Annotated in this window: 27 protein-coding genes; 13 read left to right on the top strand and 14 right to left on the bottom strand. The window is 43.8% G+C overall.

Annotated features, from left to right (window positions below; translation table 11 throughout):
* The first annotated feature begins 81 nt into the window (after window positions 1–81).
* Entirely contained in the window at window positions 82–1191 is a 1110-nt protein-coding gene (locus tag L3V32_RS12210; RefSeq protein WP_006742201.1) for a 1-acyl-sn-glycerol-3-phosphate acyltransferase, read from the top strand.
* A 74-nt stretch (window positions 1192–1265) separates the two neighbouring features.
* On the opposite strand, the gene L3V32_RS12205 is transcribed toward L3V32_RS12210, so the two are convergent.
* Window positions 1266–1865 carry a hypothetical protein gene (locus L3V32_RS12205; protein WP_104972836.1) on the bottom strand — a complete coding sequence of 200 codons (600 nt, stop codon included), beginning with the start codon at window positions 1863–1865 and terminating at the stop codon, window positions 1266–1268.
* Window positions 1866–2182: 317 nt separating this feature from the next.
* Here L3V32_RS12205 and L3V32_RS12200 point away from each other — a divergent pair, with 317 nt between their 5' ends.
* Window positions 2183–2455, top strand: a complete 273-nt coding sequence (locus L3V32_RS12200) for a YnjH family protein (RefSeq protein WP_046873765.1) — start codon at window positions 2183–2185, stop codon at window positions 2453–2455.
* A gap of 74 nt (window positions 2456–2529) precedes the next feature.
* Here L3V32_RS12200 and L3V32_RS12195 read toward each other — a convergent pair whose 3' ends face one another.
* Window positions 2530–2829, bottom strand: a complete 300-nt coding sequence (locus L3V32_RS12195) for a YfcZ/YiiS family protein (RefSeq protein WP_005375307.1) — start codon at window positions 2827–2829, stop codon at window positions 2530–2532.
* A gap of 607 nt (window positions 2830–3436) precedes the next feature.
* On the opposite strand from L3V32_RS12195, the gene L3V32_RS12190 reads away from it, so the two are divergent.
* Window positions 3437–3898: a TetR/AcrR family transcriptional regulator gene (locus L3V32_RS12190; protein WP_005392508.1), complete on the top strand. Its 462-nt coding sequence runs from the start codon at window positions 3437–3439 to the stop codon at window positions 3896–3898.
* Between the two features lie 191 nt (window positions 3899–4089).
* Here the strand turns inward: L3V32_RS12190 and L3V32_RS12185 are convergent, their stop codons facing one another.
* The 6 genes from L3V32_RS12185 to L3V32_RS12160 are packed head-to-tail and all read right to left on the bottom strand — an operon-like array spanning window position 4090 to window position 8674.
* Window positions 4090–4872: a heme ABC transporter ATP-binding protein gene (locus L3V32_RS12185; RefSeq protein WP_065645727.1), complete on the bottom strand. Its 783-nt coding sequence runs from the start codon at window positions 4870–4872 to the stop codon at window positions 4090–4092.
* Window positions 4872–5909, bottom strand: a complete 1038-nt coding sequence (locus L3V32_RS12180; RefSeq protein ID WP_237284383.1) for an iron ABC transporter permease — start codon at window positions 5907–5909, stop codon at window positions 4872–4874. The genes L3V32_RS12185 and L3V32_RS12180 overlap by 1 nt, the downstream gene beginning before the upstream one ends.
* A 9-nt stretch (window positions 5910–5918) precedes the next feature.
* On the bottom strand, window positions 5919–6788 hold the full coding sequence (locus L3V32_RS12175) for a hemin ABC transporter substrate-binding protein (protein WP_237284382.1): 870 nt from the start codon (window positions 6786–6788) through the stop codon (window positions 5919–5921).
* A 28-nt stretch (window positions 6789–6816) separates the two neighbouring features.
* Window positions 6817–7230, bottom strand: a complete 414-nt coding sequence (locus L3V32_RS12170; protein WP_048625312.1) for a biopolymer transporter ExbD — start codon at window positions 7228–7230, stop codon at window positions 6817–6819.
* Window positions 7227–7925 carry a MotA/TolQ/ExbB proton channel family protein gene (locus tag L3V32_RS12165; protein WP_005392513.1) on the bottom strand — a complete coding sequence of 233 codons (699 nt, stop codon included), beginning with the start codon at window positions 7923–7925 and terminating at the stop codon, window positions 7227–7229. Before L3V32_RS12165 ends, L3V32_RS12170 begins: the two co-directional genes overlap by 4 nt.
* Window positions 7925–8674 (bottom strand): energy transducer TonB, encoded by a 750-nt coding sequence (locus L3V32_RS12160; RefSeq protein WP_109169152.1) that lies wholly within the window; start codon window positions 8672–8674, stop codon window positions 7925–7927. The genes L3V32_RS12165 and L3V32_RS12160 overlap by 1 nt, the downstream gene beginning before the upstream one ends.
* 160 nt (window positions 8675–8834) lie before the next feature.
* Here L3V32_RS12160 and hutW point away from each other — a divergent pair, with 160 nt between their 5' ends.
* The 4 genes from hutW to L3V32_RS12140 all read left to right on the top strand — a co-directional run bounded on the left by hutW (window position 8835) and on the right by L3V32_RS12140 (window position 11958).
* Window positions 8835–10205: a heme anaerobic degradation radical SAM methyltransferase ChuW/HutW gene (gene hutW / locus L3V32_RS12155; protein ID WP_237284381.1), complete on the top strand. Its 1371-nt coding sequence runs from the start codon at window positions 8835–8837 to the stop codon at window positions 10203–10205.
* Window positions 10206–10234: 29 nt separating this feature from the next.
* A complete protein-coding gene (gene hutX / locus L3V32_RS12150; protein WP_237284380.1) occupies window positions 10235–10738 on the top strand; it encodes a heme utilization cystosolic carrier protein HutX in 504 nt (167 codons plus the stop codon).
* 56 nt (window positions 10739–10794) lie between these two features.
* Window positions 10795–11325 carry a heme utilization protein HutZ gene (gene hutZ, locus L3V32_RS12145; protein WP_046873758.1) on the top strand — a complete coding sequence of 177 codons (531 nt, stop codon included), beginning with the start codon at window positions 10795–10797 and terminating at the stop codon, window positions 11323–11325.
* A 96-nt stretch (window positions 11326–11421) separates the two neighbouring features.
* Window positions 11422–11958 carry an ATP--cob(I)alamin adenosyltransferase gene (locus tag L3V32_RS12140; RefSeq protein WP_048625311.1) on the top strand — a complete coding sequence of 179 codons (537 nt, stop codon included), beginning with the start codon at window positions 11422–11424 and terminating at the stop codon, window positions 11956–11958.
* A gap of 100 nt (window positions 11959–12058) precedes the next feature.
* On the opposite strand, the gene L3V32_RS12135 is transcribed toward L3V32_RS12140, so the two are convergent.
* Entirely contained in the window at window positions 12059–12973 is a 915-nt protein-coding gene (locus L3V32_RS12135) for a chemotaxis protein (protein ID WP_005392519.1), read from the bottom strand.
* Window positions 12974–13187: 214 nt separating this feature from the next.
* Here L3V32_RS12135 and ppiC point away from each other — a divergent pair, with 214 nt between their 5' ends.
* Complete coding sequence (gene ppiC, locus L3V32_RS12130) at window positions 13188–13529, top strand: peptidylprolyl isomerase PpiC (RefSeq protein WP_074189873.1); 342 nt, start codon at window positions 13188–13190, stop codon at window positions 13527–13529.
* A 124-nt stretch (window positions 13530–13653) separates the two neighbouring features.
* Here ppiC and L3V32_RS12125 read toward each other — a convergent pair whose 3' ends face one another.
* The 3 genes from L3V32_RS12125 to rcnR all read right to left on the bottom strand — a co-directional run bounded on the left by L3V32_RS12125 (window position 13654) and on the right by rcnR (window position 15475).
* Window positions 13654–14082 carry a hypothetical protein gene (locus tag L3V32_RS12125; protein ID WP_237284379.1) on the bottom strand — a complete coding sequence of 143 codons (429 nt, stop codon included), beginning with the start codon at window positions 14080–14082 and terminating at the stop codon, window positions 13654–13656.
* Window positions 14079–15005 (bottom strand): zinc dependent phospholipase C family protein, encoded by a 927-nt coding sequence (locus L3V32_RS12120; protein WP_237284378.1) that lies wholly within the window; start codon window positions 15003–15005, stop codon window positions 14079–14081. Before L3V32_RS12120 ends, L3V32_RS12125 begins: the two co-directional genes overlap by 4 nt.
* A 197-nt stretch (window positions 15006–15202) precedes the next feature.
* Window positions 15203–15475: a Ni(II)/Co(II)-binding transcriptional repressor RcnR gene (gene rcnR / locus L3V32_RS12115; protein ID WP_046873754.1), complete on the bottom strand. Its 273-nt coding sequence runs from the start codon at window positions 15473–15475 to the stop codon at window positions 15203–15205.
* A 137-nt stretch (window positions 15476–15612) separates the two neighbouring features.
* Between rcnR and L3V32_RS12110 the strand changes: the two genes are divergently transcribed.
* The 3 genes from L3V32_RS12110 (at window position 15613) to L3V32_RS12100 (ending at window position 18994) form a co-directional block, all read left to right on the top strand.
* Window positions 15613–16689, top strand: coding sequence for a nickel/cobalt efflux protein RcnA (locus tag L3V32_RS12110; protein WP_237284377.1), 1077 nt, complete (start codon window positions 15613–15615; stop codon window positions 16687–16689).
* A gap of 51 nt (window positions 16690–16740) precedes the next feature.
* Window positions 16741–17091 (top strand): DUF3147 family protein, encoded by a 351-nt coding sequence (locus L3V32_RS12105; RefSeq protein WP_005392525.1) that lies wholly within the window; start codon window positions 16741–16743, stop codon window positions 17089–17091.
* A 343-nt stretch (window positions 17092–17434) separates the two neighbouring features.
* The gene (locus L3V32_RS12100) at window positions 17435–18994 is read left to right on the top strand and encodes a methyl-accepting chemotaxis protein (protein ID WP_047008423.1); all 1560 of its coding nucleotides are present in this window, start codon (window positions 17435–17437) and stop codon (window positions 18992–18994) included.
* 131 nt (window positions 18995–19125) lie between these two features.
* On the opposite strand, the gene L3V32_RS12095 is transcribed toward L3V32_RS12100, so the two are convergent.
* Window positions 19126–20025 carry a LysR family transcriptional regulator gene (locus L3V32_RS12095; RefSeq protein WP_237284376.1) on the bottom strand — a complete coding sequence of 300 codons (900 nt, stop codon included), beginning with the start codon at window positions 20023–20025 and terminating at the stop codon, window positions 19126–19128.
* Between the two features lie 142 nt (window positions 20026–20167).
* Between L3V32_RS12095 and accD the strand changes: the two genes are divergently transcribed.
* Complete coding sequence (gene accD, locus L3V32_RS12090; protein WP_139059245.1) at window positions 20168–21031, top strand: acetyl-CoA carboxylase, carboxyltransferase subunit beta; 864 nt, start codon at window positions 20168–20170, stop codon at window positions 21029–21031.
* Window positions 21032–21062: 31 nt separating this feature from the next.
* Here accD and L3V32_RS12085 read toward each other — a convergent pair whose 3' ends face one another.
* Window positions 21063–22040, bottom strand: a complete 978-nt coding sequence (locus tag L3V32_RS12085; RefSeq protein ID WP_237284375.1) for a hypothetical protein — start codon at window positions 22038–22040, stop codon at window positions 21063–21065.
* A 448-nt stretch (window positions 22041–22488) separates the two neighbouring features.
* Between L3V32_RS12085 and L3V32_RS12080 the strand changes: the two genes are divergently transcribed.
* Window positions 22489–24915 (top strand): M9 family metallopeptidase, encoded by a 2427-nt coding sequence (locus tag L3V32_RS12080; RefSeq protein ID WP_237284374.1) that lies wholly within the window; start codon window positions 22489–22491, stop codon window positions 24913–24915.
* The last annotated feature ends 217 nt before the right edge of the window (window positions 24916–25132 follow it).

Genomic DNA, 25132 nt, shown 5'->3' with positions numbered 1-25132 from the left:
GTTAAAAGTATGGGTTGAAATGCTGCTTGTCAGCAAAACTATGCGTAAAATGTGCCAGCTTTTTTTGATATGTAATGAACAATGACTGCCAATACCGATCCTTATATTGAAATTCGTCCTTACAATGACGAAGAAATTCCAGCAGCGCTGGATCGTCTAATCCAAGATGATGAATTTATCACTGCTATTCTCGATCATCGCTTTGCTAATAAAGCAGCGTGGTTTAAAACGCTAATGAGCCCGATCCTGCGCATCTACCTGAAAGCTAAATGGAGCAAGCTTGATTCTGTAGAAGCGATTCAGATTGAAGTGAAGAAGTATCTGAAAGATACATTGAATAAGACAACGGATGGCGTCACTTTTTCTGGTTTGGATAAGCTGGATAAAAACACGTCGTACTTATTCGTTTCTAACCACCGTGATATTGCGATGGACCCTGCGCTAGTAAACTATGGCTTGTACCAAAGTGGGCACCGTACAGTTCGTATTGCGATTGGTGACAACCTGCTGAAGAAGCCATGTGCGACAGAATTGATGCGACTCAATAAAAGCTTCATCGTTAAGCGCTCTGCTAAGGCGCCTAGAGAAATGATGAAAGCATTAGGACAACTGTCGAGCTACATTAAACACTCGCTTGATACCGGTAATTCAATTTGGATTGCCCAAAAGGAAGGTCGTGCCAAAGATGGAAATGACTTTACTGATCCTGCGATTTTAAAAATGTTCCATGTTGAAGGTCGCAAGCAGAAGATCAGCTTTGGTGAATACACGCGTTCTTTGAAAATCGTTCCTGTCTCGATTGCCTATGAAAATGATCCATGTGACATTGCCAAAGCAAAAGAGCTGTACGAAAAAGCAGAAAATGGCCGTTATGAAAAAGGTGAATTTGAAGATATCGAAAGCATCATTCAGGGCATCATTGGTTATAAAGGTCGTGTGCATGTCGCGTTTGGTGATGTGATTGATCAAGAGTTTGAAACGCCAGAATCTCTTGCCGGTGAAATCGACCGCCAAATTCATAATAACTACAAGTTGTACCCAATCAACTTGTTAGCTGCTGGACGCGAAGATTCGAGCATCATCACAGAGGCGGTGAAGCGTCACCTCGCGGATAAATTGGAGCAGTTACCTGAAGGTGCAAGACCTTATTTGGTGGCGAGCTATGCCAACCCAGTGAACAATCAAGAGTAATATTCATCACTGAACTTGATGGATTATGAACGCCTTAAAGCCTCGGTTTTCCGGGGCTTTTTTTCGTCTACTTTTTAAGGAGCAACAGCCCCGCCAAGGGTTAAATTGCTAGGCCACTTGGTAATCTTGTTGCCACCTAAAAAGATATTCCCTTTCACCGTCATCGTGTCTGGAAATACTTGTAGCGCGGATCCTCCTATATAAAGGTTACCATCAACCACCAATCCTTCAGGAAGAGCAGAGATAGGAGTGCGAATAACACTTAAATCGCCTTTGACTCGAAGTTTAGCTGGGAGCGTTTTTAATGGTGTATCCGTCAAGTTCAGATAACCGCCGAGTTTGATGCCCCTAGGCCAGTTTTCGATCTTACTACCCAATAGATTCGCATAACCTTTTATCTTTGTACCTGAGCGAATGGTTTTGAGTGCGCTGTTGGTTGCTTCCAAACTGCCTCCAACATCAAGCCCCTTAGGCAGCTTTTTGATCGGGGTTTGCGAGATATTTAAGTTGCCTTTGACCACTAACCCAGAAGGTAATTGGGTGTAAGGTTTGTTTCGTAGATCAAGATTACCGTAATTATCGGTGTGACCAAACTTAGAGTAGTAATCTAGCTCATATGCGAAAGATGAGAAGCAGAGCAGCATCAAAGTAAGGAAAAGGGAAACAATACGCATAGCCAGAGACTTAGTTAAACATAGAGATCTTAAGTGCTCATTTTATACTTAAATAGACTCATTATGCATACTTTGTTAACAGTTTTTGATTTTTAGCCCAAGAACTTCAAATTAGGGCTTTATCTGAAAGCATACACGCTCTCACGATGCCGAGTTGCTTCAGTGTGCAAGTTAGGGAATGATTAAGTGATTGATTATATAGTTTATTTAAAAGTAAATGTGAGAAAAATATCAGTAGAGATATGAAGAATATGAGGTTCTGCCAAGAACTGAACAAGCGTCCTTGTTAGTATCATGAGCGTCTGAGGGAGATTTTCATGAAGTTAAAAAGAGTGTCTATTTTTGTCGCTGGTGTTGTAGCAGTACTACTATCTGGGGCCGCTTTTGCTAAATCATACAGTACGCCAGAAAGCAAAGCGCTGGTGGTCGCTGACGGCAAGGTAGGTCAGCGTATCTGTTACTACGATGATAAAGCCTACACCACCGGAGCCGTGATTAATGTTGAGGGTGTATTACTGATGTGTACAGCTGAGAACGATTTTGAAACGAATGGTTCGTTAAAGTGGGTGGTATTCAAAAAAGATAAATAAACGCCAAAAAACGGTCTGTTTAATATTAGGATAACGGAAAAATAAAAAAGCGAGCACAGAGCTCGCTTTTTCCATTAACGCGCGAGTGAGCGAGTTTTTAATTCAAAGATAAGCTTTTCAGCACTTACTTCAAATTTGAATCGAGCCGTCGCTTGGTTTGACTCTTCTGTTATTTCAGAAACATTGTATTCAACATCAGCACATACTGATTTAGCGAGCTCAATGTATTTTTGTAGTTCAGACTCTAGCTCTGTTTTTGTCTGTGCGAAAACCGTTACGTCGGCAACTTCGTCACCTTCTTTGATGATGAAGCCAATCTCGCCTGCGCAGCCGCAAGCTTCACATACTTGGTTTTTTTCTAATTCGACACTCATAACGAATCCTCTTGTAAATACTAAGGGTATTCTATCAGGTATTTGATCTGTATCTACAAAAATGACGAGTTTTGAATAAAAAAAGAACAGAATAGGCGCTTGTTAAGTAAGGGTTAAAGATTGGATTACTAAATCATCAAGAACGTTAATGTGATATATATCAACATTTAAAATCAATTAACGAACATAGTGACGAGATTTCGCTCAGCCCAGTTGAACTAATGGACAATTTATAAGACTATTTCTTGATTGATTATTTTTAATAATTATCATTCTTGGTCTTTGAATAGTTTCGATGAATAATTGGCGCAAGGTTTTGATGAGACTAACTTTTCGCCTTATTTTGAGTAGCATGTATTGACAAAAACATAACTGCAAATTGCACATTACGCAGTGTAAAGACGTTATGATTTGGAACTTAACTTTATATTAAGTAGTCGCAGTACATATATCCAAATGGCCTTAATGCGCAGGTGTTAGCGGTTCAATTTTTAGGTTTCGCTTAACGAAGTGCCTTGGGCAACTTGGGTATAATGCTAAGAATGATTTCATTCTGGCCTCATTTAATAGTGAGTTAGATGGATTTACAAAGAGAAGAGCTTAAAATATGCCAAAGCGTAGTAAAGAAGATACCGAAATCACTATCCAAAAGATCATGGATGCCGTTGTTGATCAGCTACTAAGACTAGGTTACGACAAAATGTCGTACACGACTCTAAGTCAGCAGACAGGTATATCTCGTACCGGTATTAGCCATCACTTCCCTAAGAAAACGGACTTCACCGCCGCACTGGATGGCCGTATCTTTAAAATGTTTATTGAACACCTAGAGTTTGATAAAGGGCTAAGTGCATTTTCACAAAGTTGGATTAAAGCACTGGAAGATGCTGAGTTCCTCGCGATTTTACGACTGCTATTCCATCACATTGTCACGGCCGAAAATGCGCAAGAATTTGCTGCTAACGGAATTGACCGTTTATACAAAATGGTTGAAAGCCAGTTTGGCGCAGGTGGTGACAAAGAGCTCGAGTGGTTGATTGGTCGTTCATTGATCCAAATGAGTAAGTAATCGCAATTGAGAGCGATAGATGAACACTTGTTTGCTGCTTTGGTTGTAAAGCCAAGGCAGAACACAGTAATTTTCTCGCCGCTCTTTTGAGCCCAAGATTCGATTAAATATCAAAGCAAAGGCCCGCAATATGATTATTGCGGGCCTTTGTCGTTTGGAAAGCAGAAGAGACGGCTCAGAAGAGATACACGCTAAGCGGCGGCGTGAACTTGAGGAAAGTCTAAAGTTGGATGTTTTGTCACGATGGAGCGGTAGCCATAAACGTGCTCAATGCGCTCTGGCGTCAGTGCATTCCATGGTGTGTCATCACAAACCAGTTTTCCCTTATGCAAAAGTACAAGTCGGTCTGCGTACTGGGAGGCTAAATTCAAGTCATGCAACACGACAACGACTGCGGCGTTCTGTATTTTCGCGGCCTCACGAGCAATCTTTAACGTGTTGTGTTGGTGGGCGAGATCTAACGCAGAGGTTGGCTCATCAAGCATCAAGATTCGTTCCTCGCCAGATTGGTGTAGCTGTGTCATCACGCGTGCTAGATGTAATCGTTGCTTTTCGCCACCAGATAAAGATGGATAGAGGCTTTCTGCCAAATGCATTACATCGGTTTGTTTCATGTAATGTAAAGCTAACTTAGTGGTTTCTTTATTGGACAGCGATAGCGGAATCGCGCCTAATTCGACCACTTCTCTGGCTAAAAATGGGAAGGTCAACGTACTGTGCTGTGGGAGCATCGCAATGTGTTTTGCGCTTTTTTCAGGCTCCCAATCATGCTTTTGTTTACCGAAGTAGGCGATGTCATGATTTGAAGAGATTTCACCACACAGAAGCTTGAGCAAAGTACTTTTTCCCGCACCGTTGGGGCCGAGTAGGGCGGTCACTTCACCAGCTCGGATATCAATATTGATGTCATCGAGAACAATGCGCTTGCCATATTTCATCGAAATGTTTTTACCCGATAAAACGATCTGGTTCATTACAAAATCTTCCCTTTCTGCTGGAACAATAAATAGATGAAGAAGGGCGCGCCGATCAAGGCGGTCACGATACCGACGGGTAATTCTGCTGGTGCCACGGCAATACGAGCAAACATATCAGCAGCGGTAAGAAGCAGCGCTCCCATTAGTGCAGAGATTGGCAGTAGCGTTCGATGGTCGGGGCCTGCTAGCATGCGTCCTAAGTGAGGAATCACGAGCCCGATAAAACCAATTGCACCACTAATACTCACCGTAATACCAACCCCCAATGCAGAGAGCAAAATAAGCTGTCGTTTGAGTTTTTGGACCGGAACTCCCAAGTGTCTTGCTTCTGATTCCCCTAGCAGAAGAGCATTTAGCGCCATCGATTTTTTCTGGAACCAGAATAATAGGATGGCCAGCGTGACAGCGGATAGGCCTATCCCCGACCAATTTGCGCCAGCTAATGAGCCCATGGACCAAAGTGTCAGATCTCGCAGCATCTGATCATCTGCGATAAAGTTCATGTATCCGATCGCCGCTCCTGAAAGCGCGCTGATGGCAACACCAGCTAACAACATAATCGTAACTGAGGTACCAAATTTACTTGTGCCGAGCTTATAAACGAGAATGGTCGTCAACGCACCACCTAGGAAAGCAAAAAGAGGCAGCGCAGCTAAGTTCATTAGTTGCGGATAGTTTTGGCTAAACTCTGCAAATACAACAATAGCGAACGCACCGCCAAGTGCAGCGCCAGCAGACACGCCAATGATGCCGGGCTCGGCCAACGGGTTACGGAATAAGCCCTGCATAACCACGCCACAAATCGCCAAAATAGCCCCGATGAACATACATAAAATGGTGCGAGGTAATCGGATCTCATTAATCACCAACTGAATGTGAGGAGCGAGATCAGAACTGCTTCCTGTTAGGCTACGCAAACTGTCAGTGAAACTAATGCTCATTGGACCTACTGTAATAGAGGCGATAGCAACAAATGCTAAAAAGCCACTAAGTACGGATAACGTCGTTGAAAGGGAGATACGTCTTAACAACATGCCATGTCTCTATGGGTAAAGCAGCGCATTCAAACGCTCGGCTTCTGCAAGGCTTTTAAGACCCAAACCACCAACAAGGGCGTGACCGTCAATCGTGATGATATTTTTATTCATTCCCGCAGGTGTTGCGGCGAGCAGTGGCATTGCTTTTAAAATCGCATCGGCACCGCCCAGCGTTTCATAGCTGCGACCGCTAACGAGAATAACGTCAGGCTGCATCTCTACCATGGCTTCTGTGGATAAAGGCTTGTAAGAAGACAGCTGGTCAGCAGCTGGGTTTCGTCCGCCTGCTAGCTGGATAATTGCATCGGGTGTGGTTTCTGATCCTGCAACGTTTGCAGGTCGACCTTCATGGATGAGTAGAAACAGTACTTTCTTTTTCTGAGCTTGAGCCGGTTGATTTGCATTGAGTGCTTGAACTTGCGCTTTCACATCTTGCTTTAAATCTTCCGCTTTAGCCTGTCGATTCATAAGGTTCGCAATTTGATCGATACGTTGGTAAAGGCCCTCAACGTTGGCATCGGTATTGACGATTTCTACATCTACCCCCGCCGCTTTTAATTGGTTCAATGCTGTTTTCGGTCCCATCTCATCAGAGCCAATGACTTTTGTCGGACGTAAGGCGAGCAACCCTTCTGCTGAAAGGCGGCGATGGTAGCCTACTTTAGGCAGTTCCATGCCTTTTGGTAACTGACTGGTTACGTCGATAGCAACCAAGCTATCTTTGGCGTCGAGTTCAAGCAACAGTTCAGTGACGGCACTGCCTGCACTAACAACACGCTCTGATGATGGTGTTTCATTGGCAAAAAGTTGGCTACTCGCAAGTAGGGAAATGGCTGCCGTAACAACAGCATGAATGGTGGCACGTGTGTTCTTCATTTTGAAAGGATCTCTATCTTACTTATTTTTATGATGGCTCTTCAGTGAGTAACTGAGTTGCCTGAATTCCGTTTTCTTGCAAAAAGCCGAGAAGTTGAACTAGCGACTGAATGTTCGCGGTTTTTTCTGCTCCAATCACAATCGGTTTATCGCTTGATTTACTCTCTTCTAGCAGCGCGAGGGTAAAGTTGTCCCAATCGATGTATGTCTTGCCGTTAATGGCCCAGTAAGGCTCGTCTTTGAGAATATTTACCGTGATGGATTGCTTATCGACATTTGCAACGGCCTGAGATTCTGTACTCGGTAAATTGACATCTAATGAATCGAGCTTGACCGCTGCAGTTAACATCAGGAAAACCATTACGATAAAAATGATGTCCAACAGCGGTGTTAAATCAGGAGTTAAGTCGTTACGAGTGTTGTCTTGTGGCGTTTTAATCATTGTGCTTCTGCCTCGACCTTTGCAGAAGAGCGCACTGCTAATGTTGAATTGTCTGGCGACACGTGTTGCAGAGAGATACCTTCAAGCCATAAGTTGACATAGTTTAATGTGTGTTCGAGTTTGGCGATCACACGATCCGCCCACAAACCAATGATTTGTGCTCCTGAAATCGCAGGAAGGGCGATAATAAGACCTGCTGCAGTAGTGCGCATGGCCAAACCTAGACCGTCTGCCAAATCATTCGGGGTGATATTCCCCGTTGAGACAGCGATGCCTTTGAACATCTCAATTAAGCCAAGTACCGTACCAAGCAAACCAATCAAAGGGCTAATGACGCCAATCAACGTCAGTAAGCGAAGGCCAGAATGCAGCTGATGACGTTTTTCTTGTAGCCAAATGCCTGCGGCATCTTCTCTTAGAGACTTTGAGAAAGAGTGATGGGCAAGCAACATGGCAACGCCACGATAAAGGAGCGGTCGCTTATGCGACAATTCTTCTGCAAGCGTCTCAAGATCGTTTCCATTCGTTGGGTCTAACCCAATGAGTTTTTGGCGAATGGCTCGTTTCCCTACGCCAAGGCTAATCAAAACGTGGAATAACCGCTCGGTAATGATCATGACGGTGAGGGCTGAGCAAATGATCAAAGGCCATGTCATTAGGCCAAGTTGAGTTTGTAATTCTTGTAGTTGTTCCATTATCCATCCAACTTAAAACGAACAGGTACTTGTACTCGGTGAGCCACTTTTAGCCCGCCCGAAATATGTGGTGTAAATTGCCACTGTTTGATGGCACGAAGCGCTGAGGCGTCCAGCGATTTTGTGCCGGAAGACTCAATCAAAACCTGTTTAATTTGATTGCCATTTTCATCGAGCCATATTTCATATAAGGCTACGCCTTCGATACCGCGTCTTTGTGCAGATCTTGGGTAGCGAGGCTGAGTTGGTTGATTCACAAACGTAGGTTTGTCGACCAAAATAGGTTGAGACGTTGCCCCTTTGGATTGGCTCGCTGGCGCGGTTTGCTGAGCGACCATCTCTTTCTTCGCCGGTTCCGTTTTTTTCTTCGGTTTGGCTTCGGGCTGATTCTCTTGTTTTGTTACGGCTTTGGCTGGTTCCACCGTCTTAGGCTTAGATTGTTTAACCGGCTCTGTTTTTTTCTTCACTACCTTTTTCTTAACAGCGTCTTTCTTAACGACCTGCTTCTTTACGATCTTCTTTTCCGGCTCAGGCTGCTCCTGAGGCTGCGGTTCTTTTGGTGGCGCCACATTTTCTGGCGTGGATGTTTCGACGGTAGGTGGTGGTGCCGATACAAGGTTTAAACTTACCGAACTTGCTGGATTTCCAGCAGGCATCGCGAACACTTTCGTTTCTTGAGAAACAAAAAGAAGTGCGGCATGGATGGCAAGGGAAGCACCTCCTGCAATGACATATCTTTGTACGTTCACGGAATATCTCGGGAAACTATGAAAACTTGAGCAGATTATTACTCACAACCGAAATAAGATCAATTATCAATTGCATTATCATTACGCTCAAATTATGATTCTTGCAGATTTTTAAAGACGAGCCTCTACCCCTTATATGGTGGGAGCTAAGCGAGTATATATGAGCGTCGATATCGATAAATTTGACGAATCAGTGTTGGGAAGCGATAGCCCTGACCCATTGCGATTTGCCTTTGTTAAGAAACATTCGGCACACGCTGGCGGAGCGAGCGTGCCTGTACCTCCACCTCAGCAACAGGCGATTTTTTCAAGCGTTACCGCTAACTCGGTTAAAGCGACCAATAAACGTTGTCTTTATATTCACGTTCCATTTTGTCGCGTACGTTGCACCTTTTGTAACTTCTTTCAAAATGCTGCGAGCCGCGCACTGGTTGATGAGTACTTTGACGCACTGATGCAGGAGCTCAAGGAGAAAGCTGCACTGCCTTGGACACAAAACGGTATTTTCCATGCTGTGTATATTGGTGGTGGAACGCCAACGGATCTGTCTCCAGCACAGATTCGCGTGTTAGGTCAGGCGATTCATGATCACTTTCCTTTGGCTGCGGATTGTGAAATCACCTTAGAAGGTCGCATCAACCGTTTTTCTGATGAGCTATACCAAGGCGCTCTCGACGGTGGATTTAATCGTTTCTCTTTTGGTGTACAAAGTTTTAATACACAAGTGCGTCGCAGCGCGAAACGATTAGATGATAGAGAAGATGTGCTAAAGCGAGTTAGCGAGATTGCCAACGAAGACAAAATTCCTGTCATTATCGATTTACTCTACGGCTTGCCTTATCAAACCAAAGAAGTGTTAGAGCAAGATTTAAATGATTTTCTCTCGACTGGCGCACACGGGTTGGACTTATATCAGTTGGTAGTCGGTGGTTCAGCACCCATGCTTAACCTTGTAGAAAAAGGAAAAATCCCCCCACCAGCTACCACGCCAGAAAAAGCAGGCATGTATGAGCTTGGTGTGAACTTTATGGCCAAACACCATATGAAGCAACTGAGTGTGAACCATTGGGCAATCGATAACCGTGAACGTAGTTTATACAACAGTTTAGCCAAGACATATGCAGAGGTACTGCCAATTGGCTGTGGCGCTGGAGGTAATATCGGTGGTTACGGAATGATGCAACATCGCACATTGGCGACCTATATTAAAGCCATCAAAGAAGGGCAAAGCACCATCGCTATGATGATGAAGAAAAGCCCTCTAGAGCCACTATTTGCTGCACTCAAATCCGGGTTTGATCGCGGTATCGTTCAGGCAAACCAACTGCCATCGTTTATGGGGGAGGACACGTTCGGATTTTTAATGCCCCTATTTAAAGTGTGGCAGCAAAAAGGTTTAGTGGAACTGCATGAACGCAGCCTACTTCTTACTCTTGCTGGTAGTTTCTGGGCTGTTTCATTGGCTCAAGGTTGTATTCAGGTACTTACGTCAGAGATGAACGAAACCGTACCGAAAGTATCCAATAATTAATGAAAAAATTGAAAAAAGACGGAAAACATATGGAATCAATCAAACAACAAGTTGAAGCATTACTAGAGCAAGAACCGCAATTATTGCCAGCAGCGATGGCAGAACGTCTCGGTATTTCTGAATTTGAGGTTGTTGCAGCTTTGCCGCAGGAAATGGTGGCCATCGCTCCAGGAGCGCAAGCACAAAGCATTCTAGAAGGTTTGGTTGGTTTCGGCTCGGTGACGACTATTGTTCACTCTTTTGGCTCTATTTTTGAAGTCAAAGCACCATTCCCAAAAGGAAAAGTGGCTCGTGGCTATTACAATTTAATGGGCAGAGAAGGTGAGCTACATGGTCACTTGAAACTAGATAATGTTAAAAATGTTGCGTTGGTCAGCAAACCGTTTATGGGTAGAGAGAGTCACTATTTTGGCTTTTTCTCTGAGTGCGGAAGCAATATTTTCAAAGTTTATTTAGGCCGTAACGAAAAGCGCGAGCTACTTGAAGATCAAGTCACCGCATTCCGCGCCCTACAAGCCGAATTGAAAAAGTAATCACAAACATAATCGAGGCTCAACTCGAATACTAATTAGTAAAGTCAGGTATCAATATGGATCAACAAGTTAAACAAGAGCGTTTGCAAGGTCGTTTAGGGCCAGAGATCAAAGAGTTTCGTCAGGAGCGTCGTACGCTTCAGCTTGCAACTGTCGATGCAGAAGGTCGCCCTAATGTAAGCTACGCGCCTTATGTCCAAAATCAGGAAGGCTACTTCGTACTCATTTCTAAAATCGCTCGTCATGCTCGTAACCTTCTAGAAAATCCAAACGTTTCTTTGATGATGATCGAAGATGAAGAATCTTCAAAGCAGTTGTTTGCTCGTAAGCGCTTAACTTTTGATGCGGTAGCAAATGTGGTTGAGCGAGACACAGAGATGTGGCAACAAGTTGTTGGACAAATGAAAGAGCGTTTTGGTGAGATTATTGATGGTCTCAGCCAACTAGAGGATTTCGTGTTGTTTAACTTAAAGCCAGAATCGGGACTGTTTGTTAAAGGCTTTGGTCAAGCGTATCAAGTCTCTGGCGACGATTTAGTGGACTTTGTTCACCTTCAAGAAGGTCACAAGAAAATCGAAAGTGCTTGATTGTAAACCGGTCATGTAAATATCGAATATTCGGAATAATGAACGCATAAGGGGAGTTAGGTTATACTGGCTCCCTTTTTATATTGGAACAAAAGCATGAAGCCTGTGAGCAAGGAATTGAGCGAGATTTGCTATCCCTTTATTTACGAGGACAGTCCGGTTTGTGACTTTGAAATCACGGCAGATGAACTTTGTAGTCGTATTGGTTTAGTTCTCGCGATGGATCTGGACGAGTTTAGCCGCGATATACTGACAAGAATGCAGCCTAATGTATATCACCTAAATGGTTCGGTTCGCGGAAAGCTAGCGATTACAGAAGCGGAAGTTGAAGAGCTAAAGGCAGATTATGAATTACTTAAGCAACGCATTGACGGTGGATTCAAAGGTTTCGTTCTACCCGGAGGGCACCCTGCATCCAGTCAATTGCATTTGTGCCGTTGCCAAGCTAAAAAAACGGTACGAGCATTAGTTGCGATCGAACATGCAGGTAAGAAGCAACCTGCCCCCATTCTATTTCGTTACGCGAACTTATTGGCGAATGTACTTTATAGCTTGGCTTCTTATATTAATCACATCAATCAAGTCGAAGAGACAGAGTTTGTATCTCGTAGTTACTCGATGCCAAAGAAGTGACCTGAGAAACTAGCAGCTGCGAGCATCAAAGCTTCTGCGCGAAAAAATGGCCGCAAAACACCATATTCGACAATTTGCTTCTTGGCTGTTTAGTTTAGAGTTAAGAAGCCATAGCTTTGGCTTCTAGTTCTTTTGCTCCGCGCAGCATGGCTTCAATCAGCTCACCAGCATTGAACTTCTCAAGCGCCTCGTGTGCGCCAACTTGGTGAGCCCTGTCTACACAGATTTCGCTCGATAACGACGTATGCAAAATGCGGTATGAGTGATTAAGAGCGGAGTCATTTTGTACTTCGAATGCTAGCTCGTAGCCGTCAAGCCCTGGCATCTCAATATCACTGACCAAAATATCGATTGGTCGATGAGCCTCAGCCTCGCTTTTCATCAGCTCTAATGCGTCTAAACCATTTTTACAAATTTGGTATCCGATATTGATACTATCAAGAGCATCACACAGCTGTTTACGAGCGATGGAAGAGTCATCCACCAAAAGAATGCTTAATGCTTTTAGGCGCTCACGTTCAACATCTGTCAGCATCGGGATCTTTGAGTTTTCGTATTGCGGATAAATTTTGGAAAGCAGCAGTTCTACATCCAGCATCTGAACCGTTTTGTCTTCGTAGCGAGTAATACCCGTTACGAAAATATTTTTCCCGGCACTCGCTGGTGGGGTTTCAATGGCTTTCCAATCGCATTCAATGATCTTCTCAATACTACGAACCATAAAGGCGACCACGGTTCGCAAACAGTCTGTCACGATCAAGTAGCAATTCTTGTATTCTTCTTCACTGATAGGACGAAAGCCGACAGCCGCTGACATGTCGATCACAGGCACTGTTAAGTTACGTATTGTAACGGTGCCAATGACGTGATGATGCGAGTAAGGGATCTTCGTGGTTGGCATATACGGAACGATTTCACGGACTTTTAGCGTGCCTATCGCGAAACTCTGTTGCAGGGTGAGTTTGAACATCAACATGCCCTGAGATTGATTCGCTTTACTAACGACTTTTGCCATGAAATAACCTTATAAATACCACCGAATTGTGTCTAATCTAATCTTATCAGACGAAGGCTTCAACCATCGGAGAGACAAATGTGAGCTTTTTAGACAATCTCTTAAAGAATAGTGATTAACTGAGCAAAACTTGGTTGTATTTTAATCTTGTTATGCCGAAAGTTTTATAGTCCCATGTATTTGAACCTTGAAGCCGCCTAGGTATAAACAAGAAATGTTTGGCGTGTTAAAAGGGATTGGGTACACTTGCGCGACCAGAATAGTGAGAGATAGATCAATGGCAAATACAGCAGCCGCATTACATATTCTTGTGAAGCACAAAGAGCAAGCAGAAGACATTATCAAGCAACTGAAAAAAGGCGCAAAGTTTCAGACACTAGCGAAGAAGTATTCCACTTGCCCGTCAGGTAAGCGCGGTGGTGATCTTGGTGAGTTCCGCCGTGGTCAAATGGTACCTCAGTTCGACAAAGTGTGCTTTTCTGGCGAGGTTCTGACGCCACATCTAGTCAAAACCAAGTTCGGCTGGCATGTTGTAAAGGTGCTTTACAGAACATAGTGATTTCTTACAGGTAAGCTTGAGCTTTTTAAATATTACCTGTTTCTGCATATTGTGAGTAATACATGACAGGCATAAGTTAAAGCCATGTATTACTCATAAATTTCCTCTATTTCCCCTACTGTTAATCAGTACAAAGAGCTGCCGCATCAAGTTTGATTTGGCATGAGTAAGGTTTTGGGGAGTCCCAATAGATCTTATCAAATTCTGAGTTGCAACCTGCATCTTCCATTAGTGCTGTATCCCCGTCACATATCAACATAACTGCATTATTACCTTGAAACTCTGAAAGAATTCGATAATTAGAAATGTTTCCATCGATAGCTAACTGTGAGAGTTTGGTGATTTGAGCTGGATTAGCTGACATCGCATTTTCGAATATTTCTTTCTCTGCTAGTCCTGCTGTGTCTCCAAACTTGAGCTCACCGTCAACAGCTTGGGCTACATCTTTTAAAATCGAGGCCATATCAAACATGACCTCCTCAGGATATTGAGAGCTGTTAGCGCAAGAGGTCAATGAGAGAAGAAGGGTGATAACGATGATTAGCTTCATAGATTTCTCCAAGCACTAAGCTGTCCGCTTTCATTTCGGCCAGTGTCTAAATTCCAATTTTCAAAAAAGCCAGTATCTTGGTTTTCATAAATGGTAGCTGCCAGCTTTTCCCAAAATATTTGGATTGTCTTAATCGCCTTATCAAAAATTTCATCGTAGTGCTTAATACCATCTGGCGTTTCTAAATCCTGAATATAAGTAGAGTCAACTTCGTTTGGAAGCGGGTAAGTTAACCCTATCTTGGAAGCCACATGCCTCGCCCAAGGAAATAAGCGATGCGACTCCTCAGCATTATCTACAATGGATTGAAATCCTTCGTGCCAGACGTTTACGTCAGGCTCGCATTCTTTAGCATATTCAGGGTAAGTGGCTGAAAGGGCGCTAGACCAAATAGTACGAATAACTGGATCTATTAGGTTGTTGTTACTCTGGTCCACACAATTGCCGATGTTTTCTCTGACTCTATCTGCAAGGCCAATACTTCCGAGTTGCATCCTGGACGGCCAAATATAAGCATCTTGGTGCATTTCACAAATTCTGTGTTGCTGGGCGTTTTCTGCGTAAGGGCCCACTTTTAATTCAACAACAGGATGAAGAGTAATATCGGTTGCTACATGTGCTACAAAGCCACATAACCATGAGAAGGTTTTTTCAAAGTGTTCGTTATCTGCGGCTTTTACCTGCTGAATAAGAGCATCAATTAGCTTACCAACGTGGTTGTAATGCATTTTATCTGCCCATTTATTTTGCGCAGAATTCATTAGAGCAAGGTAAGGATAGTCGGGGCTCACACAACCGAGCTCTAAATACCGTTTATTTTGAGCTAAAGCCTTTTTTGCTTCTTGAGGTATGTTTAACTTCATCAATGCATTATTAGCAGAAGCTTCATTTACCGCTGTGATATGTGCGAAAGCACCAGGCATAGTAACCTCCATGTACAGTTTAAATGCATGGAGTTTACTATGCAGGCAATATGTTCGTTGCGACTCGAGTCTTATAAAAAATAAATGTTTATGTGTTGGATATCCAGCGAGGCATTTGCAAATTATCGCCTTAGGACGTGCGTTATCTATTTTAATGAAATTCGATAATGGCACTTCAAAAAATTCATGAAATCGTGTTATTTGATATAGGAGTCCAACACTTTTAGTACAACTTCCATATCAGCTTCACGCTTTTCTAATTCTTCCTCCAATACGACGTGTTCGATGAGATGGCCTTTGATCACCTCTTTCATTAAGCCATTTACAGCCCCTCGAATTGCAGCGATTTGTTGCAACACATCTTGGCACTCATGTTCTTCTTCCAGCATTTTTTTAAGACCATTCACCTGACCCTGTATTTTGCTGACACGGGTATTGAGCTTCTTTTGATCTCTGGTTGTATGGGACATGACTTATCTTCTTTAAGTTACTGACTGCGATATTCTAACTGATAATGTAGCACTCATCTTATACTGGGGGGTAGCATTTAATACTGGGGGGGGAGTATAGTTTGGGGCAACTTTAGAAGAGCATATTGAGAATAACAATGGATTTTGTCGCATTATTACAACAAGGTAATGGATGGTTTTTTATACCCAGCGCTATTTTATTAGGAGCGTTACATGGATTAGAGCCAGGACATTCCAAAACGATGATGGCGGCGTTTATTGTGGCCGTAAAAGGAACAGTGAAGCAGGCGGTGATGTTGGGGTTGGCTGCAACGCTTTCCCATACGGCGATCGTATGGATAATTGCTGCGGGTGGGATGTATATAAGTCAAAGATTTACTGCAGAAGCTGCGGAGCCATGGATGCAGCTTATCTCTGGGGTAATTATCGTCTCGACGGGTTTATGGATGTTCTGGAGAACGTGGAGCGATGAGCGAGCTTGGCACAAAGCTCATAAGCAAGCTCGAGACTGGAGAACGCAAATTGTCGATACTGGTCATGGGCATCTATCGCTTTCTATCGTAGAAGAAGGGCATCACTGCCGTTTTCAGTTACGCACACTTAACGGTAAGCCTTTAACGGCTGAAAACGTTAAACTAGTGCTAACCAACGCAATCAGACAGCCTTCTGATATTTATCACTTTATTGAGCGCGATGGCTATTTGGAATCCGCCTCCTGTATTGAAGCCTCTGATGATTTTTTCGTCACGTTGATGGTCGGGCACCATGATCATACCCACGATTTTGAGGTGCATTTTCATGCGGATTCCCATTCGGAAGGTGAGAATAAAGAGTACCAAGACGCTCATGAGCGTGCTCACGCTCTAGATATTCAAAAGCGCTTTGGCGATCGAGATGTTACCAATGGACAAATACTTCTGTTTGGTTTGACTGGTGGGTTAATACCATGCCCGGCGGCGGTCACTGTTTTACTCATTTGTTTGCAACTTAAGGCCATGACACTTGGTGCAACCTTGGTGGTGTCGTTCAGTATTGGTCTAGCGTTAACTTTAGTTGCGGTTGGTGTTGTCGCGGCAGTGGGCGTTCAAAAAGCAACATCGAAGTGGAGTGGTTTGAACGATGTGGCTCGTCGTGCACCTTATCTATCGGGGATCTTGATTAGTGCCGTTGGTGTATATATGGGCATGCACGGGTTTACGACGTTAATGAGCTAAGCTCTGTTGTAATTATTACGTCGCTTTTTGTTTATTAAAGGTAGATCTTTCATGTTGTGGATGATTACTAAGTACGCGTTAACCGCAGGAATAGTGGTGCTGATATCTGAAGTTGCCAAGAGAAGTGATAAAGCGGGAGCGCTGATTGCAGCGCTCCCGACGGTCACTATTTTAGCTTTGATTTGGATGTATATTGAAGGGCAAGGTCAGGAAAAGCTCGCGAACCACGCGTTTTATACTTTTTGGTATGTACTGCCTACATTGCCGATGTTTCTAGTTTTTCCTTTCTTACTGAGCCGATACTCATTTTGGTTCTCTTTGGGAATTTGCGCCATTATTTCAATCGTTTGTTTCTTCATTGTGACCATCGTTATCAAAGAGTTTGGAATAGAATTAACTTAGTTGAGCAAAGGAGAATTGTAAGAATATAGGTCGAAGCGTTCGCTTATTTATATTTTCAAGGCTCTAACTAGAACTCTTTTTTAACTCTCGATGCTAGTGTGGCCGCTTACTTGAAGTTAGCGATTGCTCTCTGTCTTTCAGCCAAACCTCGTAGAAATGTGACGTTTTGAAGACTTTTCTTCCTTCATTCTAAAGTTATCGGTAATCAGGCAGATACAGTGGCTACAAAGTTACGTCTAGCTTTGCCAGACAGGCTAAAAATACAGTTTGTGTTGGTTATAAGAGGCGAAAGGCTTAACGCTCTGTCGTGAGCATCACATTGAATTGTACCGAGACAATTAAAATGAAAAGAATCATCTTATTAGCCGTTTGCGCCATGTTTGGTATTGCTGTCGTGGCAAGTATGGCATCAACGTACCTAATTTCGAGTCAGAAAATCGATGACATCATCTTAAACAAATCCCAAGTTCAAGCTGAGTTTTTAGCAGGAAATGCAAGTTATATTTTGGAGAACTCAGCCAACCCAATGCAAGACTTACAATCGCTCGTTGAGGGTTTGAAACAACGTTCAGACGTAAGCTATGCAGTCGTAATTGATCGCAATGTGACGGCGGTTGCTCACAGTGATAAGCAAAAGCTAAATAAAACCTACAATGATAACTACACCGTTGAAGGTGCAACCAAGGGGGTACAACAGTATTCAAAGTGGTATGCCGATGTCCAGAAAGTGTGGGTGTTTGATATCATGGCGCCGATCTACGTGAATGGTCAGTTGTACGGCACGTTTGATATTGGTATTCCTATTACAGAAGTAAGCCAAGCGACGAATGGAATTATTACTTCCCAACTGATTTCCATGGTGGTGATCTTCGTTCTGTGTGTGTTGGCTCTATCGCTGCTACTCAACAAGCTGATGCGACCGCTCTCTGCGCTTAAGGAGGCGTTGCAAGACATTTCGAAAGGTGACGGAGACTTAACGGTTCGTTTACCAGCAAAAGGTAATGACGAAGTTGCACAAATTTCTTCGGCGTTCAACGTGTTTGTTGGCAAGGTACATGAAATCATTACACAAGTTGTAAATACTGGTGTGGATCTGAATGGTTCCGCTGTTGCGCTGCGTGGACAATCTCAACAAGCGCTTGCAAGAGGGCAGGAGCAGAATGAGCAAACCATGTTGGTTGTCACGTCTATGAACGAAATGATCGCGACCGTCAACGAAATTGCGTCAAATGCTGCTGGTGCAGCGAGTGCTGCGAGCACGGCAAGTAATGAGACTCAAGATGGCTATAAGACGCTAGAAAGAACCAAGACGGCAATGACGAACCTTGAAAACGAGATGAACAGTACTTCCAATATTATCGTAAGTCTTGCGGACAACACTCAGTCGATTGGTAGTATTCTCGAAGTCATTAGAGGGATCTCTGAGCAAACGAACCTATTGGCGTTAAATGCCGCTATTGAAGCAGCGCGCGCCGGTGATGCCGGACGAGGTTTCGCCGTAGTGGCAGACGAGGTCCGTAATCTTGCCACTAAAACGGCTCAGTCCACTGATGAAATTGACAACATGATCCATCAGTTGCAAACCGAAGCCCAAAGTGCGGTTAATTCAATGAGTAATAGTAGAACCCTTATTGAAGAAGGCACTGCAGAAACGGAGCTGGCTCGACAAGCACTAGAGGCAATTGCTGATCAAGTTACTACTATTTTGGATATCAATACTCAAGTGGCAACGGCAACAGAACAGCAATCGACGGTAGCAAATGAAATTAACATGAATATGGATACCGTCAGTCACTCCGTGAAAAACGCGCTAACGGCGAGTGAGCAATTGGAAGAATCAAGTCAACAACTTGCGGAATTATCGAGAACTCTCGATCGTCACGTAGGAGCGTTTAGAATTTAAACGCCAACGGAAATCCTTTTGCAAAAGCCAGTAAATCTCGATTGCTGGCTTTTTTATTTGAGAAAATCGCATGTCGAATTGCTCTACTATGTCAGTTTTTATAGTTATTGTGATAAATGATTAATGCTTAACTAGGCGTTAAGTTTCGCGTGTTGTTTTAAGTGCTCAACAAACATAGAGATTTTCTTGGCTAAGTGCTTTCTAGAAGAGTAAAACGCATAAAGCACTAAATCTTCAGGTTCGTATTCTAGAGGGATGACTTCAAGCTTGCCGCTCTCGATCTCGTCTTTGCATGACTCTATTGGAAGTATTGCGTATCCAAGCCCTGATAACGCGCCAGATTTAGCGAGATGACCACTGTTTACTTTGAACGAGGATTGTACTGTTTGCGTAATATGACCTCCGTCGGGGTTTTTAAACACCCAGGGAGCACCATTTACTGCGGTAAGTGTCGTGATACAGGGAACATGATTTAAATCCGTAATTTTGTAAGGGCTGGCGTACTTATTAAGCAGTTGAGGCGCAGCCAAAATAGCACTGGGCCAGCGTTTGATTTCCCTTGCCACCCAATTGCTGTCAGACAAAGTCCCTCTATGAAAACTTAAAATGACATCAAAGCTATCAATAACCTCATCTTTAGGGTTTAGCGTTGTATCGCAAGACAAAGAGATTGACGGGTATTGCGTGCAAAAGGTGACAACCGCTTTGGCCAGTACAGGTGTGTCTGGCATAAGAATACGTAGCTCTCCCGTTACGGTGTGCGAGTGGCGAGTCACGGTTTCTAGCGCGTTGTTGAGTTGTTCTAATAATGGACGAGTGCTGCTATAGAGTTCTTCTCCAGCACCGGTAGGCGTCATTCGCCTTGTCGTTCTATTGAACAACCTGATGTTTAACTTTTCTTCAAGCAGGGCAATATGTCGGCTGACATTCGATGTTGGTATATTCAAACACTCAGCGGCTCGCTTAAAGCTGTTGTTCTCATAAACACAGTGAAAACTTTTTAACCAGGTTTGGTCGACGTTATCAAACATTCTATTGTCCCACTTTATTGGATTATCAAGCCAGCATATTGCACTTTATCCTCAGACTGAGTTGCATACAATTTTATTTAAAAGTCAGAGCGGGCAAACGATGCAGATGTCGTGCTACGAGGTGATAAATAATGAGGTACACATGAGTTGGCTAGAAAGGTTATTTGAGAATAAAAATATAATAGGTTCGCGCAAAGCGTCCATTCCTGAGGGCGTTTGGACAAAATGCCCTGAATGTGAACAAATACTTTATCGCGCGGCATTAAAAGAGAATTTGGAAGTATGTCCTAGGTGCTCTCATCACATGAGAATGGCTGCACGTCAAAGGTTAAACACTTTTCTGGATCATGGAACACAGCAAGAGTTGGCAAGTGAGTTGGAACCGCAGGATATTTTGGGTTTTAAAGATTTAAAACGATATAAAGAGCGAATTGCCATCGCGCAGAAAACGACTGGAGAAAAAGATGCCTTGGTTGTGATGCAGGGGAAGTTACTAGGCTTGCCTGTTGTAGCTTGTGCGTTTGAATTCTCTTTCATGGCTGGTTCGATGGGGGCGGTGGTTGGCGAGAAATTTGTCCGCGCCGTTGAAACTGCGATTAATATAAAATCTGGGCTAGTGTGTTTTTCTGCTTGCGGAGGGGCGCGCATGCAAGAGTCTTTGGTAGCACTAATGCAAATGTCAAAAACCAGCGCTGCGTTAAACCACTTATCTGAGCACAGATTACCCTATATCTCAGTATTGACGGACCAAACTTATGGTGGCGTCTCGGCGAGTTTAGCCATGTTGGGAGACATCAATATTGGTGAGCCTAAAGCAAGCATCGGCTTTGCGGGAAGGCGTGTTATTGAACAAACGGTACGTGAAAAGCTACCAGACGAGTTTCAAAGAAGTGAGTTTTTATTGGCACATGGCGCATTAGATATGATTGTGGACAGACGTGAAATGCGTGATCGCGTTGGCGGCTTATTGGCTAAGTTAACCAACGCGAGGGTGGTTTCAGAATAGGTGATATTAAAGTTAGGCTTAGTGCTTGCGTTTATTGAGCCGTAATCATTACAAACCGTTCATTTTGCCCCCATCTTGGTTCCGCATTCATTAGGCTGAGATCCAACGCCGTTTGGTATGGGTCAACAGCAAAATGGTCGCTTACTAAACCCCAGAGCATCCAGTTGATTGCGGTTTCATTCTCGGTAAGCTCTTCGAGTGGCGCTTGGAGGAAAAAGTACTCATCTTCGCCATCGTAACCGAGCCGATCATAGATAATGTTGCGTAGCTCTCGATCCAAATCATGTTGGAGGTTGATTGAGTCGTACAGTTGCTCTTCTGTTGGGCTATTCTCATGGTGATAAACATTGCGTTTTGACTCTTTGCGTAAAGTACCTGCGCCAGTTTCAATGCTTACTTTCTTTTGCGAGTGTTGCTCAAGAACTTGAATGATTTCATCCTCTAGCTGATCGAGTTTACTCAGCAAAACTTGATTGTTTATGTCACCTGCGGGGGAGGCCATCGTTTGGAAGGCTTTCACTCTCTCGTAGACTGCTTTCCCGTGAGGAAGCGCTGCAAAGCACTGTTCTCGGAGCGCTTCATTGGCTTGCCAAATGCCTGAGTAGAGCTCGTAATCATGTGGATATGGTGGAAGATCTTCAGTATTTTCTCCTAATAATTCTCGCCAGCGCTTTTGCCACTGTTCTTCTTTTGAGTGTTTTACACGAGCGTATTGCTTAACCCAGCGGTTACGAAGTTTTACCCCAAAAATGGCAAGTCCCCATGGAGCGAGCAAATAAAAATAATAGTGAGAAGAGTTATCCCAAAAGTAACCGTAAACGTAAACACCAAAAGCAAGTACCCAAGTTCCAATAGTACAAGCAATAATCCCGGACATTATTGATGACTGGCGCTTTGTTTCTCTTAATGTATTACCTTCAGCACATAACCAAAAAATGCCGCCAAAAACAAAGGCAAACGTTGTCATGAAGTAGGCAAGCCCCGCTCCCAAAAATCCCCAAAGTGACATGTATTATCCCTAGCCAAATATCTGCTTTATTCACTCATCAATGACTCGAGGAGTAAATGTGTTTGATTTGGCGGAGAATTTACCATTAATGCCAACCTTTTGATATGCACTCGATGACTTATTGGGAATGAGTCACAAATAAAAATAGATGGTATCAAGCATCAAAATTTAATTTAGAACCTTTGATTGTCGTGAACTCTATCTGGAAGAGTTAAGGGGGGCGTTTAAGGGCAATTTTCCTCATAAAGTCGTTATTTAGAAAAAGGTAAATTAATGTTTTTATTGATAATTGTGAGAAATCTTGGGTTGGGATTGATCCCATAAATTTAGAGTAAAAAGCCTATTTTTGGGAGCAATTTCATAAATTTTATGACACTGATTTCACTGTTTGAGCTGTAAAGAATATAAACCCCCACTCAATGTATGTTAATAATCAATGAGTGTTGTTATGTCTCATATCCGTTTTTTCCCGCGCCATCGTTTGGCGCTTGCTTGTATGCTAGCGAGTGTGTCTAGCTTCTCTTTTGCACAAAACCAGTGCGCTGTTGCTGATTTACAACAATCGAGAGACTTGGCTGCTGCCGTTTCTGGTGCAGAGTATGATTGCTACCACGCTTGGTTTTCAGCTCCTTCCGCAACGCTGAACGATATTTACAGCGAAGCTAGCTTAAGCCGTATCCAAGTCGCGTTGGATCAAGAAATTGCCCGCTATCGTGGAGAAGCAGAGCAAGCTCGTGTTCTAGAAAATCTGGGCGAGTTTATTCGTGCTGCATACTACGTTCGCTACAACGCTGGTACTGGTACACCTGAGTTTTCGCAAGCGTTGAGTCAGCGTTTTGCTCAGTCGACGAACCTATTCCTTAACAACCCTCATGCTTTGGATCAAGGCCGTGAACAAGTTGGCGCAATGAAGAGCTTGACTTTGATGGTTGATAACGTGAAGCAGTTGCCGCTGACCATGGATAGCATGATGGCCGCGTTGATGCACTTTAACCGTGAAACCGCGCAGGACACGCAATGGGTCGATGGTTTAAACAACCTGTTCCGTTCTATGGCAGGTCATGTAGCAAACGATGAGTTCTACCGCTACATGGCAAACAATACTCACCATATTGATACATTAACGAGATTCGCATCTGATAACGCTTGGGCATTGGATACGGATGCGAGCTTTATTGTTTTCAATGCATTACGTGAAACTGGTCGTTTGCTTGCGAGCCCAGATCTGGAGACCAAACGCAAAGCCTTGGCTGTGATGCAACAAGTGATGCAGCGTTACCCATTGGGTAGTGAGCATGACAAACTGTGGCTTGCTGCCGTAGAGATGATGAGCTACTACGCACCTGAAGGTTTAAACGGTCTGGACCTAGATCAAGCGAAGCAAGATCTAGCAGCGCGCGTGATGCCAAATCGTTTTGAGTGTCAGGGACCTGCCATCATTCGCTCTGAAGATCTGACCGATGCTCAAGCTGCGAAAGCGTGTGAAGTGCTGGCTGCGAAAGAAGCCGACTTCCATCAAGTGGCGAATACGGGCAATCAACCTGTCGCTGATGACTTGAATGACCGTGTTGAGGTGGCGGTGTTTGCTAGTAACGACAGCTACGTTGATTATTCTTCGTTCCTGTTTGGTAATACAACGGACAACGGTGGTCAGTACCTTGAAGGGAATCCATCAAAAGCGGACAATACCGCCCGTTTCGTGGCTTATCGCTATGCGAATGGCGAAGATTTATCGATTTTGAATCTAGAGCATGAGTACACGCACTATTTGGACGCGCGATTTAACCAGTACGGCTCTTTCAGTGATAACTTAGCCCACGGTCATATCGTGTGGTGGCTGGAAGGTTTTGCTGAATACATGCATTACAAACAAGGCTACCAAGCGGCGATCGAACTGATTGCAGGCGGTAAACTGAGCCTTTCAACTGTGTTTGATACCACATATTCTCACGATACTAATCGTATCTATCGTTGGGGTTACTTGGCCGTTCGATTCATGCTAGAAAATCATCCGCAAGACGTAGAAAGCTTGTTGGCGTTGTCGCGCACTGGTCAGTTTGAACAGTGGGCGCAACAGGTGACGACATTAGGTCAACAATATGACGCAGAGTTTGAGCGCTGGTTGGATACGTTAGAAGTGGAGCCAGAGCAACCAGGTACTGACCCAGAAGAGCCAATAGAACCAACAGAACCTGAAGCACAAGTGACTGAATTGACGGCGAACCAAAGCCTTCAACTCAGTGGCGAAGCGTACAGCGAAAAACTGTTCTACGTTGACGTACCAGCCAACACCGTTCGCTTTAATGTATCTATTGAAGGTGCGGGGGATGCGGATCTTTACATGAGCTACAACAAAGTTGCGCATTACTACGACTTTGAAATGAGCCAGTATGGCGATGGCAGCAATGAAGAGATTGTATTTGAGCCAGAGCAGGATGGTTACGTGAAAGCAGGTCGTTACTACATCAGTTTAACTGGCCGTGATAGCTATGACTCTGTGAATCTTGTGGCTGCTTTAGACGTTGAAGCGCAAACACCGCCAACACAAGTGCAAGACGATTTGGCACCGGTGGTACTAGAGTCTGGTGAAGCAAAAATGCTGACCGTTCACAAGCAGCGTTATGCGGCAGTGTATGTACCTGAAGGTGTTGAAGAGATTCGTGTATGGCTAACGGCTCACTCTCAAACGGGTAATGTCGATCTATACGCCAGCAGAGAGCATTGGCCTACGGTTGAGCAACACGAGTACGTGTCCAACTATGCAGGTAGCAACGAATACCTTGCGATTCCTGTTACTGAAGCTGGTTATGTGCACTTCTCTCTTCAAGCACCAGAACAAGGTGATGACGTTGAAATGTTAGTGCACTTCAACTAAAACATGCTTGATTAGCTGAAATCGAGATAAAAACGTCGCTCATTGAGCGGCGTTTTTGTTTGTATCGGACGCTATTGTGATCAAACAGCGGCGAATGCTAGTTAATCGGCTGATTTATCGAGTTATCCTTTGCTCTTTTTCTAAACGGCTTTAGGTTTGTATTACAATTTACCGCGCACATAAACTTTTTTAGCGACGCGTTCTGTGACCTAGCTTC

It is taken from the genome of Vibrio sp. J2-4 (assembly GCF_021728155.1).
GTDB classification, from domain to species: domain Bacteria; phylum Pseudomonadota; class Gammaproteobacteria; order Enterobacterales; family Vibrionaceae; genus Vibrio; species Vibrio diabolicus.
This window is presented reverse-complemented; position numbering and strand designations above follow the sequence as displayed.

Bases quoted from the DNA above. Each gene is read 5' to 3' on its own strand.
- L3V32_RS12125 (WP_237284379.1), bottom strand. From the start codon at position 14,082: ATGAAGCTAATCATCGTTATCACCCTTCTTCTCTCATTGACCTCTTGC.
- L3V32_RS12195 (WP_005375307.1), bottom strand. From the start codon at position 2,829: ATGAGTGTCGAATTAGAAAAAAACCAAGTATGTGAAGCTTGCGGCTGC.
- L3V32_RS12140 (WP_048625311.1), top strand. From the start codon at position 11,422: ATGAAGCCTGTGAGCAAGGAATTGAGCGAGATTTGCTATCCCTTTATT.
- ppiC (WP_074189873.1), top strand. From the start codon at position 13,188: ATGTTTGGCGTGTTAAAAGGGATTGGGTACACTTGCGCGACCAGAATA.
- L3V32_RS12105 (WP_005392525.1), top strand. From the start codon at position 16,741: ATGTTGTGGATGATTACTAAGTACGCGTTAACCGCAGGAATAGTGGTG.
- L3V32_RS12100 (WP_047008423.1), top strand. From the start codon at position 17,435: ATGAAAAGAATCATCTTATTAGCCGTTTGCGCCATGTTTGGTATTGCT.
- L3V32_RS12095 (WP_237284376.1), bottom strand. From the start codon at position 20,025: ATGTTTGATAACGTCGACCAAACCTGGTTAAAAAGTTTTCACTGTGTT.
- L3V32_RS12135 (WP_005392519.1), bottom strand. From the start codon at position 12,973: ATGGCAAAAGTCGTTAGTAAAGCGAATCAATCTCAGGGCATGTTGATG.
- L3V32_RS12170 (WP_048625312.1), bottom strand. From the start codon at position 7,230: ATGATTAAAACGCCACAAGACAACACTCGTAACGACTTAACTCCTGAT.
- L3V32_RS12185 (WP_065645727.1), bottom strand. From the start codon at position 4,872: ATGAACCAGATCGTTTTATCGGGTAAAAACATTTCGATGAAATATGGC.
- L3V32_RS12080 (WP_237284374.1), top strand. From the start codon at position 22,489: ATGTCTCATATCCGTTTTTTCCCGCGCCATCGTTTGGCGCTTGCTTGT.
- L3V32_RS12165 (WP_005392513.1), bottom strand. From the start codon at position 7,925: ATGGAACAACTACAAGAATTACAAACTCAACTTGGCCTAATGACATGG.
- L3V32_RS12085 (WP_237284375.1), bottom strand. From the start codon at position 22,040: ATGTCACTTTGGGGATTTTTGGGAGCGGGGCTTGCCTACTTCATGACA.
- hutW (WP_237284381.1), top strand. From the start codon at position 8,835: ATGAGCGTCGATATCGATAAATTTGACGAATCAGTGTTGGGAAGCGAT.
- L3V32_RS12210 (WP_006742201.1), top strand. From the start codon at position 82: ATGACTGCCAATACCGATCCTTATATTGAAATTCGTCCTTACAATGAC.
- L3V32_RS12200 (WP_046873765.1), top strand. From the start codon at position 2,183: ATGAAGTTAAAAAGAGTGTCTATTTTTGTCGCTGGTGTTGTAGCAGTA.
- hutZ (WP_046873758.1), top strand. From the start codon at position 10,795: ATGGATCAACAAGTTAAACAAGAGCGTTTGCAAGGTCGTTTAGGGCCA.
- hutX (WP_237284380.1), top strand. From the start codon at position 10,235: ATGGAATCAATCAAACAACAAGTTGAAGCATTACTAGAGCAAGAACCG.
- accD (WP_139059245.1), top strand. From the start codon at position 20,168: ATGAGTTGGCTAGAAAGGTTATTTGAGAATAAAAATATAATAGGTTCG.
- L3V32_RS12180 (WP_237284383.1), bottom strand. From the start codon at position 5,909: ATGTTGTTAAGACGTATCTCCCTTTCAACGACGTTATCCGTACTTAGT.
- L3V32_RS12110 (WP_237284377.1), top strand. From the start codon at position 15,613: ATGGATTTTGTCGCATTATTACAACAAGGTAATGGATGGTTTTTTATA.
- rcnR (WP_046873754.1), bottom strand. From the start codon at position 15,475: ATGTCCCATACAACCAGAGATCAAAAGAAGCTCAATACCCGTGTCAGC.
- L3V32_RS12205 (WP_104972836.1), bottom strand. From the start codon at position 1,865: ATGCGTATTGTTTCCCTTTTCCTTACTTTGATGCTGCTCTGCTTCTCA.
- L3V32_RS12175 (WP_237284382.1), bottom strand. From the start codon at position 6,788: ATGAAGAACACACGTGCCACCATTCATGCTGTTGTTACGGCAGCCATT.
- L3V32_RS12190 (WP_005392508.1), top strand. From the start codon at position 3,437: ATGCCAAAGCGTAGTAAAGAAGATACCGAAATCACTATCCAAAAGATC.
- L3V32_RS12120 (WP_237284378.1), bottom strand. From the start codon at position 15,005: ATGCCTGGTGCTTTCGCACATATCACAGCGGTAAATGAAGCTTCTGCT.